We start from the raw sequence: 12229 nt of genomic DNA, 5'->3' as shown, positions 1-12229 counted from the left end.
TTAAACTAAGAGACCTTGGGGGCTCTATTTTTTTGTCTATTTTTGAGTGTTTTTCAAAATTAATAATGAAAAACAAAAAAACAAACCAATTACTCCTGTTGAGTAACTAGTTTGTCTTCAATCTGAACTCGCCCTTAATGGCGAGTTTTTTATTAATTATTTTTTTATATCTTTTAATTCTTTACTCTTAAATGGCTCAAAAACTAATTTATATTCCTTAGGCAAATGGTGATATTCTTTAAACGTATCTTCTCCAAATTGCATTGGTGGCGAAGCCCAATGAGCAAATTGTTCAAAAGGCAACTGAGTTAATGTCATTACTTTGTCCTTTTCATTGACTCGCTTATTTGCTACTCTCGTCTCAGAAACATAAAAATTTGAACCATGAACAATCAATAAAAACAGCATTGCTGCAGCTGTTAAAGCTGTCACTGCCGGTCCTATTCTCTTAATCGACAAACCATTTAAATCAAATCTTTTCAACAAAAGATCAAAAAGTTTTCCGGTTAATGCAACTAACATTAAATACGACGTTAATTCGGCTCTTGGGCCAAACGGGGTAATCATTAAAAACGGAGATAAAATAATACCGCTGCTTAAACCGATAAAAATAAGTTTCCTCTTGTTTAATAACGAAACTTCTTCGCGATTGGCCGACAGAATTGCATAAGCAATCGTAAGTAAAAAAACAATTCCACAAGCATTTAAAGCAATCAAAAGTATGAATGGCAGATTTTCAATCGCTATTCCAGCATTATCAATAAAAATCAATACTAATGGATAAGATAAAAGAATAAAACTTAACCCAATTTTAATTTTTGATGATTTTAAAAGAAAGATTGCTAAAATTGCTAAAATACTAATCAATACAACATTTTTTATTAAGAAAAAATAGGTATAAGTTGTTAAATATGTTTCAAATACTTTAGACAAATCAAACTCACGGTAAGCATCATTGCCGTTTGATATTGTTGAGTAAACACTGTTACTGAACATAATCAAACTACCTGCAATGCTACCTAACAGGTAAGGAAGTTTATTAAACCATGATAGATCTTTCCAAAATAGAAAGATAAAGACAACAGCTGAAAATAAATTAAAAATTGTAATATTTTCCATAAACAATTGACCACTGATCGCTAATACAAAAATAGCGACAGACAATAAATACGATGATTTGTTTAAAAAAATTAATGCCCAAATCGTAAACAGAAAGAACATACCAAGATTATAATTTGCAAATCCTGAAAACCATCCATACGTTTGACTATAGACAGCCGTTGGTACTAACAAAATCAGAAAAAAAATAAAATTAATCGCTGTTCGTGACTTGATTGATAGAAATTTCGTCATACAATAAACCAAACCCGTATTAACTATAGCATAAAGAACAACTCTAATTAATGTTACTCTTGTAATGACTAGAGTGACCAAATGACCAAGGTAACGCCCATTATAGTTATCAAACCAATTATTTAATCGCTGAATCCCTCCTGTACTTCCCCAATCCATATCATCACCAGTAGCTAAAGGAATTAAAAACCCAATAATTAAATAGAAAATAAAATATAAAATAAATGGATTAATCTGTATTCTTTTTTTAGTATGCATTCTTGTTCGTGCGCCTGTCATTGATTGACTCCTTTCTTTTTATAGACTTTAAATCTCCTTTTTTAAATATAAAATAAATTCTCTGAAGGAAATACGGCATCACTTGTCACATCAATACCCAGTTTTTTAACAATCTGTTCATCATCTTTATTTAAAATTACCGTTGAGTGTGCTTGGGTTCCTGTGAGGTGCGTCAGCTGATCATACGCAAGTTGTGCTGTCGGATTCGTTACCGCACTCATCGCTAAAGCAATCAATACTTCGTTCGTGTTAAGCGCAGTAATTTTACTATGCAATTCTGACACTTTCATCCGTTGAATCGTTTCTAAAATAACCGGTGATAACAACAAAATATCATCACTGATATTTGCCAGATATTTTACCGAATTTAAGATGCATGAGGCTGCTGCCTCCATCAAATGTGTCGAACGACCAGTAATTATTTTTCCATCAGGTAATTCAAATGCCATCACTGACATTACAGAAAGTTCTTCAATAATATCACTGCGATTTCTGACCTTTTCCGCATACTCACGTGCTGGTATGACAGGACCACGATCTTCTTTTTTCAAAACCATCTCTTCCATAATCAATTGGATACGATTGACCACTTCTTCATCAACTAAACCACGCTTGTAAAAACACTCTGTATCAAAACAGCGACGAATGATTTCGGCTTTAGAAGCTTGTTGAATGACTTCATCATTAATAATACCAAAACCAACACGATTAACTCCCATATCAGTCGGCGACTTAAAGACAGATGGTTTATTTGTAATTCTTTCTATAATACGCTTAATGACAGGAAAAGTTTCTAAATCACGATTGTAATTAACTGCAACTTCTCCATAAGCTTCATAGTGGAAGGAATCAATCATGTTGACATCCTTCAAATCAACAGTAGCCGCTTCATATGCGATATTTACAGGATGCTTCAATGGTAAATTCCAAACAGGAAAAGTTTCAAATTTAGAATACCCAGCTACACGTCCCATTTGATTTTCATGATAAATTTGACTTAGACTTGTTGCCAGTTTTCCACTACCGGCACCGGGGGCCGTCACGACAACAATAGGTTTAGTTGTTTCAATATATGGATTTTTACCAAAACCCTCATCACTAACAATTTGATCAATGTTATAAGGATAGCCTTCAATTGTCTCATGGGTATATACTCTAATATTACGCTTCTCTAGTTTATTAATAAAAATCTTTGTCGCTGGCTGCCCTGTATAACGCGTTATCAGAACACTATTAACTGACAGGCCATATTCCTTGAATTCATCAATAGATTTTAAGATATCCATATCATAAGTAATCCCATAGTCTCCACGAATTTTATTGCGTTCAATATCACCAGCATAAACACAAATCACAATTTCAGCTTTTTCTTTTAATTTTTGCAGTATTTTTATTTTTGAATCTTCATCAAATCCTGGTAACACTCGTTTAGCATGTTTATCACCAATTAGCTTACCACCAAATTCCAAGTATAATTTATCATAATCATCAACACGTTCTAATATATATTTTGACTGTTCTTCAATGTATTTTTTTGAATCAAATCCAATTTCCATTACTCAAATTCACATCCTGATTTTATTTATTTGTTCGTTTCATTTTTAAATAGATTAATATATTAATTACAATTAGTGCTGCAATCCCAAATATCGTTATTAATGCACCAATTTTAAAGAATGGTGTATTGTACTGCAACTCTATTTTATGTTTTCCACTTGGAATGCGAGCACCCAAAAATCCATAATTAACTTTTTCTGCAGGAACCTCTTTATCATCAATCATAACTTTCCAACCAGAACTATATGGAATCGAACTTGTCATAATACCCGATTTTTCCAAATTTACATGTGCAGATACACTGCTGTTCATTATTGCTACACGATCGAATTCACTTGTGTATTCAGGATTTTTCAGTTCATTGATAAGTTTTTCAGTATCACGTTTTATCACCTTAACGGAATTAATAGACACATGACGATTACCGCTATAATCAATTGTAAATGTCTTACCTTTCAATTTGCCAAGACGGACTAATACACTTGTCTTCGGATTATAGGAAGAGACATTAGTCGGTGAATACAAGTAATATCCATTAATCTGTTTCCCTTGTTCTTTAATTTGAATCGTTGTGCCTGATGGTTCATACTTTAAGAATTCAGCAGCTGCTTCAGAACGTCGCATATTTGTAGGGTGAATAGTTTGTCGAACCCTCGTTGTTAATGACGTATCCGTTAGTTTTATTCCATTAAGATTAATGAAATATTCGCTATCTTTACTCTCATTTCCATCTTCAGGAAGTGTTACAATAACTTTGTCAGATTGCTTGTTGACCTTAACGGGTACTTCATCAGTATAAGTCTCTACAGGTATCCCTTTAGTATCAGAATGTTCCATTACCGCTACTCGTCCTAATAGTGCTTCTCGTTCAGCACCGCTGACTTTTTCAAGCGCGGTTTGGCTAACTTCTTTATGACTGATAAATAAAAGTGGTAGACTTTTTTCAGACTCTTCGACAGTGTACTGATGATTCTTTGAAATACCGACACGGTGGTATCCTAAAGGAATAGGACCGCGATAAGTACCTAAAACATATTTAACGCCTAAATAATTCGTAGCTATTCCTCGAGAGTCTAAGAATTTAATTGGTTCAGCTAATACTGAATCAGAGAACTCCATGGCGTTAGCAAATTCACCAAGTGATTTATTTTGCAACGAAAAATAACTATTTATGACGGGATGTTTAATCATTGGGCCAATATTTACTCGATTAAATTGTCCAGGATGCGCATTATTCGTTGAAGCTAGTCTAAAAAATTCGTCTGGAGTAGTTACTTGTCGGTCGACACCGTCAAAATAATTCTTATAGTAACTATTTACAGTATTCTTCTTTAAATGCCAGCCAACGGAATTATTTCCATTAATGCTATGATAATAATTGCCGATATAGGCAGTATTACCAGCTGCTAAAAACAATACTGCAATACTGAAATTTTTTGGAGTCAAAACGTCTGTTTTTCTTAAGCCAACCAGTACAAAGAAAGCCCAAAGCAAGACTAGCGGAATTAAAACAGCTGTATTTTTGTAAATTATCAAGTTGTTACCAAGCATAGCAGCGACACTAAATACCGCTGAAATAATTACCATCCATTTAAATTCTTTAGCAGTAATGGTTGCAATCTGGTTAATAAAAATAGCAACAGCAACAGCAAAAGGAGCTGCAAGCAATAATGTCCACCGTGTTGAGGGACTAGCTCCACCATTGATAACTGCAGATAAATAAGGCAACATAAAACAGATAAAACTAACAACCAACGTAACTGCCATCATCTTAAATTGCTTAAAGCGTATCAAAATAAAAGACAATGCTGGAATTAAAATAACTGCAAAACCACCATAATATTCGAAAGAATTATCTGCAGGCGCAATAATCAAACGATTTGGAAGACTCAAATAGAAACTAAGTGGAAATAGACTTAGCCCATTGGCAAATGGCACACTTGCTCGCGTAGAATGGAAAAAGAGATTCAGAGTCGGCAACAATACTATTGAAGACATTGCTACACCGATAATGCCGTATGGAATAATTTTTAAAACGTTTAGGAAATATGAACCTGCTTTATTATTTTTGCGTAAAAAGAATGATTGCAACAGAAAATAATAAATAGCCCCAATACCTAATAAAAATGCAAAATAAAAATTACTGATAAGCGTCCACGCAACCACAATCGGAAACATAATCCGACCTTTTCCCTCAATAAAACGATCGATACTTAAAAGCAAGATAGGAAAGATAACCATTGGAGATAAAAACATTGGATGTGATACAGATGAATGAATACTAAAACCGCAAAACACATAGACCACAGCAGCTGTTAGTAAAGTTAAACTACTGTAATTGGTATCTTTTTTATTTTTTAAGAATAGTATAATCGCTACACCAGAGAAAAATAATTTTGAAATCATCATTGCCATATAAGTGTTTTCTGCATTTTTAAAGAATAAGAACGGATAAATAAAGATATCCCCGACTGAATAATAACTTAACGTCTGAAAAGAATCTGCTCCCAGCCCAAGTGTCCAATCCCAAAAATGACCAATACGACCGGGATGATGCAAGATTGCCGTAAGCATCTCTTTTAATTTTACAATCGACACATAATGCTGTGAAAGTGCATCGTAGTTACTGACAAAGCTTGTTCCAGTCATAATATAAGGGAAGAATACAACTAAAGATATGCCGATAAAGAGTAGACAATAAGATAGCCAAAATTTAATTTCCCCCTGTTTATTTTTCAACATAATACAACTCCTCTTTAAAATTTATACTGTTTTATTATATAATAATAAATTTAATTCGTCTTTGTCTTCTAAGTTTAATTACTCTAAAAAAGGATAATCAATCAACTTGACTATCCTTTTTAAGTCTTTTATTTTTTATTTAAAGCCGCTTCCACAAACCCTTTAATTAGTCGTTGTGGACGGTTTGGACGTGAAATTAATTCTGGGTGGAATTGACATCCGACAAAAAAATCTAGACCAGGTAATTCAACAATCTCAACTAATTTATTATCAGGTGAAACTCCTGAAAAAATCAAACCATTTTCTTCAAATAACTTACGGTATTTATTATTAAACTCATAACGATGACGATGGCGTTCTTGAACAACTTCTTCATTATCATAAGCTGCTGCAGTCTTAGTACCATTTTTAAGCTTACAAGGATATAAACCTAAACGTAAAGTACCACCCATATTCTCAATATTTTCTTGATCTGCCATTAAATCGATAATTGGATTTGCCGCATCTACTTTTGTTTCAGCTGACTGAGCATCTTCTAGACCGACAACATTTCTGGCAAATTCGACACATGCCATCTGCATACCTAAACAAATCCCTAAAAACGGAACATTATTTTCACGTGCATAACGGATTGCTTCTATTTTACCTTCGACACCACGATCACCAAAACCTCCTGGTACTAAAATGCCATCTGCATCACCTAAAATTTCAGCAACATTTTCAGTGGTTAAATCTTGAGATTGAATCCAATCTAAATCAATATCTGCATCAAAAGCAAAACCAGAATGTTTTAATGCTTCAACAACCGACAAATACGCATCAGGTAATTCAACATACTTACCAACTAGAGCTATTTTCACTCGTTTACTCAAATGGAGCACACGATTCTCTAGAGCCATCCATTCAGTCATATCAGCTTGAGGAGTATCTAGTTTCAAATGATCGCAGACAATCTGATCCATATTTTGTGCTTGTAAATTCAAAGGAATCGAGTACAATGTATCAACATCACGAGATTCAATAACAGCTTCAGGTGCAACATCGCAAAATTGCGCTAATTTATTTTTTATTCCTTGCGACACAGGTAATTCAGTACGTACAACTAAAATATTCGGCTGAATACCTAAGCCTCGTAACTCTTTTACACTATGTTGTGTCGGTTTGGTTTTCATTTCACCGGCTGCTTTTAAGTAGGGGATTAATGTTGTATGAATATACATAACATTATCACTACCTACGTCTGCTTTCATTTGGCGCAAGGCTTCAAGAAATGGAAGTGACTCAATATCACCAACAGTTCCGCCAACTTCAGTAATAATAACGTCTGCATCAGTTAATGTGGCAGCACGCATTATTTTTTCCTTAATCATGTTAGTTATATGAGGAATCACTTGGACAGTCGCCCCTAAATACTCACCGCGACGTTCTTTTTGCAACACTTCTGAATAAATTTTACCTGTTGTAACATTAGAAAATTTATTTAAATTAATATCAATAAAACGCTCGTAATGTCCCAAATCCAAGTCAGTTTCAGCACCATCATCAGTAACAAAAACTTCACCGTGTTGATACGGACTCATTGTACCAGGATCCACATTGATATATGGATCAAATTTCTGAATAGTTACCTTTAATCCTCTGTTTTTCAATAATCTTCCCAATGAAGCTGCAACAATTCCCTTACCAATTGAAGACACAACACCACCAGTTACAAAGATATATTTTGTCATAATTAAGTAAACTCCTTTGTTCTTTTATAATTAAGGAAAGTCTCAGAAAATAAGTAAAGCTCCCTATTCCAAATTGGAATAAGGAGCTTTTTAGGTCCACTGACTTCTGACCCTAGTAAAAGGGTGCCCAAAAAGTATGATACAAGTTTATGACTATGAAGTCAAGAAAGAAATTTGTGAAACAAAACAATTATTTTTCAGTTTTTTTCTGAGGAGTTATGTCTTTAATGTCAATATCATTAATAGTCGTCACACGGCTATCTTTATCATTCGCTGCTTCAAAAGAAACGTCATCCCCTTCTTTTAAAAACATACTGTAGACATTATTTGCTGTGCTAATAGTGTAGACTTTATCACTATCCCTCAATATAAACGAGACCGTTTCATTTCCATCAATAACTACTTTATTGACACGTTCTACCACACCGGTTACTTTCAACAAATCAGACTTTTCAATATTCTTATTAGAACTACCTTTCATGCCTAATCTTAATTTATAAGCCTCTAATGTTTTTTGAGCATCTGCACCATCTACAACAACATCACTATCAGTAGCAGAAATATACACATAACCCTTAAAAATACCATTTACATCCAACAATGAAACAACCCATGTCGGAACTCCTTCAACATTGTATAAAATAGGCATTTTTGCCTGCCATTTTTTTTCCGGATAAATTTTTTCTGCGATAGCAATCGCACCATCACTATCCATCATACCCTTACTATCCCGGTAGTATTCCATAATTCCTGTTCGCGCATTAATTAAACTATACCCTAATGCACTATCTTGTTTTGCATCATCACTTGTAAAATCTGTAAAATATAATAATGCTCCGGATTTAGATAATAATGGTGTAACTGCACCTTTAGAATAAATTCCATTATTTGTCGGCTGTTTGACATCATCCTTAGTAAATAAACTATTTAACCATCCCTTACCATAAAGACCATAAAAATTATTCATGCTGCTGGCTACTGCACTGGTCAATGGTGCATCGATGAACTTCGGCGTGTCTTTTAATTCATAGACATCTGTTTTACCTGTTACACTATTCAGAACACCTACTTTAAATTCATTATAATGTTTAATGCCGCTGACACCATATTCTTTATAAAGTGTCTCAACATAATAAGGGGTTCCGTCATCGCTTATTTCAAGATTAACAGTTCCCATACTAGCAAATCGGCTGACTTTTGAATAAATTTTACGTTCTGCATCTTGTCCAAAATAAGCACTCGGTATATACGCCATCTTTTTCTTTACAAACTCTGGTTGTGCATTAATATCAGTCGCACTTATTTTAAAATAACCTGGAACTTCTTTAAATCGATTCCATTTCCAAAAACTTCGATATTCAAGTGCCGCAACATAAACGTACTCATCATTTATTACCTGAGCAGTTGTGGAACCTAGCTTATAAGCACTATAATTCGGGACACTGCTGATCATTTTCTGCATCTTATTCTGCGCACTCTCAATCGACATAGCGATAGGAGTTTCTTTGGTAGAAACGAGTTCTTCAGTCTTTTTAACTTTCTTCACATCAATCGTTTGATAAACATTATCGATACTCATTATCCTCGCAATCGGCGTATAAATAAGTAGTCCTACCAATGCTAATAAGCCTAACCAAAATAATTTTGTTAATTTGGGATTCGTTTTAAACGATAGATTGGCTATCTTTCCTTTGTGTTTTTCGCTAATAACAGTATGGCCTTTACGTAAATTAGTGACAATCACAAATACAGTACCTAACAAATAACTAATCAAATTAATTGTTAATAAATTGCTTAAAGTTTGAGGAGGTAATTGAAAATACACAAACAACATACTAAATATTAAATAAACGAATACAGCAATTAAGTTTCTCTTAATCACCTTTTTCTTATTATTACTAAAAAATGAGCCTAACAATATTGCGATGATGAAACCGATACTAAAACGACACATAATGATCAAAAAATCAATTATCACTATTCTAACACATCCTTTTTTTAATTACTTCTATCATATAAGATAACCCTTTCAACTACAATGCCAAAATAAGACGATTAAAAAAAAGCCAGATTACTATATCAAGCTTTTCTAACGCATAAAGCGTCTTAAAATAAAGGACAGTAAGAACCATAAGCCAATACTCATTGCAACTGTAATCATCCAACCAAACGTATTATTTTCAAGGGGTAACGGCATGTTCATACCAAAAAATCCTGTAATAATGGTTGGTATGGTTAATAGGACAGATAGAACAGTTAAAATACGCATGGTTTCGTTCAGATTATTATTTAAAACGTTATTATAAGTTCCAGATAGCTGTTGAAGTATTTGCGATGAAATTTGAGTCATCTCCATCACCTGTTTTGCTTCTACTAACACGTCATCTAACTTCTCTTTTTCATCATCGGTTAACCGTTTATATACTGTATGAGTCCTTATTTGTTCCAATAAAACAACATTTTGCTTAGATGCAGAAATATAAAAAACAATTCCCGTCTCTAAATCTGATAAAGACAATAGGTTCTGTTTAGTTGTTTTTTCTTTAAGGCGATTACTGACATTGACGCGATCAGAATTCATCTCTTCAACATAAGGAAAAAATTGATCAGTAATCATAAACAGACTACTAAAAAGGAATTCAAAGACAGTTTGATTGGGCTCTTTTTCTAAATCTTCTCTCATTTTTTCATAAAGATAGTAATTTTTATTATTAGTAATCGTAATTAATTTATCTTCTTTGAGAATAAAAGACATTGGTGTTGTCTCGTAATGATTATCAATCATATCCCTATTTGGAACATTATAAATCAGCATAAACAATTTAGACTCTCGATCGTAATCAAGACGCGCCCGTTCATTTGTATCAAGCGAGTAATCAATAATATCTTCATCTAGTCCATATTCAACTGATTGGCGTCTTAGCTCATCTTTATTATCTGTATTTATATTAATCCAGTTATTTTCTACGTTAAAAGTCGTTTGTGTTAACAAAATATAACCTCCGGTCTACCACCGGTTCATTATAGCATACACAGACATTAGTCAGTGTAAAAATGAGATATTTAAATAAAATCAGCATAATCATTCAAATTTGGAGATAATATTTTTGCTGACCCGTCTTTCAGTACAAGGACAGTATCAGACATAAACTCAATAACCGCTAAATCATGAGATATAAAGATAATCGTTAGATTCTGCTGATTCTTTAAATCCTTTAACAACAACAAAATATCTTTTTGGGTTGTCACGTCTAAGGCTGAAGTCGGTTCGTCACAAATCAGTAAATCAGGCTCCATAATAAGTGCTCTAGCTATCGACACCCTCTGCAGCTGACCACCGCTTAATTCATGAGGAAACTTAGTCCATACATCATGAGGTAGATTCACTTTATCCAACCACGGTGCTATTTGAATAATATCAATTTTACGTTGACCGGTTTTTTTTTGCATCATCTCACTTAATGCCTCCCCAATACGCTGTGAAGGATCAAGAGACTTTCTAGGATTTTGAAAAATCACTTGTGCCGCTAAGTTTTTATAATTTAATTCATTAAAATTGCCATCAAGTATTTGACCAGAATCTGGTCGAGTCAGTCCTAGTATTGTTTTAATTAATGTTGTCTTACCACTTCCGCTTCTACCTATTATGCCAAGTGTCTGACCTTTATCAAGCGAAAAGGATACATTTTTCAGAACTTTTTTTCGCACTGATGAGAAAGGTTCTTTAAAACTGATTGATAAATCAGTAACTTTAATAAAAACCACTTTATATCACCCTATCTTTTTGCTCTTACTTAATAGTTGACTCATTTGGGAATCCAGCAAACTCTTAGTATAGTCTTTTTCAGGTTTATTCAAAACTTGAATTGCTCTTCCCTCCTCGATAATTGCTCCATCCTTCATAATTAGTAAATAATCTGCAAAGTTTTCGATTAATCCTAAATTATGTGTAATAAAAATAATAGCCATATTAAATTCTGCCGCTAATTCCTTTAATAAACTTACTATCGTACTTTGTGTATGAACATCCAAAGCTGTTGTGGGCTCATCACAGATCAATAATTTAGGTTTTAATACTAAGGCCAGCGCAATCATAACTCTTTGTAACTGTCCGCCACTTAACTCGCCAGGATATTTTTCCAAAATAGCTGATGGATTCTCCAAACCAACTCGTAAAAGAAACGGTATAATTACTTCGTTAAGTTCTTGTTTCGAGAGTCGCTGATGCTGCCTGATTGCAAAATAGCATTGTGTCTTAATCTTTAAAACAGGATTAAAACATGACATCGGTTCTTGATAAATCATTGCCATTTGACTTAACCTAAGCTTCGCTCTCTTTTTTTCTGATTCATCTGATAATTGCTGATTGTCAAAACTTATATTACCACGCACAGTAAAAACATCTGAACTCAATAGACCCATTAAACTCAACCCCGTCAATGTTTTTCCGCTTCCGCTTTCGCCTATTAACGCACAAATTTCACCTGACATTAATTGAATTGTTACTTTATCAACTAAGATTGTATTCGATTTTTTCAATGTTATCATCAAATCTTCTACCTTTAATA

General features: G+C 33.6%; 8 protein-coding genes. All 8 read right to left on the bottom strand.

The window, feature by feature from the left end; genetic code table 11:
• Nucleotides 1-156: 156 nt before the first annotated feature.
• A complete protein-coding gene (locus tag CBF37_RS04635; RefSeq protein WP_125983554.1) occupies nucleotides 157-1632 on the bottom strand; it encodes a hypothetical protein in 1476 nt (491 codons plus the stop codon).
• Between the two features lie 41 nt (nucleotides 1633-1673).
• Nucleotides 1674-3188 (bottom strand): DUF1846 domain-containing protein, encoded by a 1515-nt coding sequence (locus CBF37_RS04630; RefSeq protein ID WP_125983553.1) that lies wholly within the window; start codon nucleotides 3186-3188, stop codon nucleotides 1674-1676.
• A gap of 22 nt (nucleotides 3189-3210) precedes the next feature.
• Nucleotides 3211-5931, bottom strand: a complete 2721-nt coding sequence (locus CBF37_RS04625) for a YfhO family protein (RefSeq protein ID WP_125983552.1) — start codon at nucleotides 5929-5931, stop codon at nucleotides 3211-3213.
• 128 nt (nucleotides 5932-6059) lie between these two features.
• Nucleotides 6060-7661 carry a CTP synthase gene (locus CBF37_RS04620; RefSeq protein ID WP_125983551.1) on the bottom strand — a complete coding sequence of 534 codons (1602 nt, stop codon included), beginning with the start codon at nucleotides 7659-7661 and terminating at the stop codon, nucleotides 6060-6062.
• 190 nt (nucleotides 7662-7851) lie between these two features.
• Nucleotides 7852-9639 (bottom strand): DNA-binding protein, encoded by a 1788-nt coding sequence (locus CBF37_RS04615; RefSeq protein WP_125983550.1) that lies wholly within the window; start codon nucleotides 9637-9639, stop codon nucleotides 7852-7854.
• Nucleotides 9640-9750: 111 nt separating this feature from the next.
• Nucleotides 9751-10653, bottom strand: a complete 903-nt coding sequence (locus tag CBF37_RS04610; RefSeq protein WP_125983549.1) for a magnesium transporter CorA family protein — start codon at nucleotides 10651-10653, stop codon at nucleotides 9751-9753.
• A gap of 71 nt (nucleotides 10654-10724) precedes the next feature.
• Nucleotides 10725-11426 carry an ABC transporter ATP-binding protein gene (locus CBF37_RS04605; RefSeq protein ID WP_125983548.1) on the bottom strand — a complete coding sequence of 234 codons (702 nt, stop codon included), beginning with the start codon at nucleotides 11424-11426 and terminating at the stop codon, nucleotides 10725-10727.
• Nucleotides 11427-11432: 6 nt separating this feature from the next.
• Complete coding sequence (locus CBF37_RS04600) at nucleotides 11433-12209, bottom strand: ABC transporter ATP-binding protein (RefSeq protein ID WP_165866635.1); 777 nt, start codon at nucleotides 12207-12209, stop codon at nucleotides 11433-11435.
• Between the last annotated feature and the right edge of the window lie 20 nt (nucleotides 12210-12229).

Origin of the sequence: Vagococcus vulneris (assembly GCF_003950515.1) — a bacterium.
GTDB classification, from domain to species: Bacteria; Bacillota; Bacilli; order Lactobacillales; family Vagococcaceae; genus Vagococcus; species Vagococcus vulneris.
Note: the sequence above shows the minus strand (reverse complement) of the source record. Positions and strands in the feature narration are given on the sequence as shown.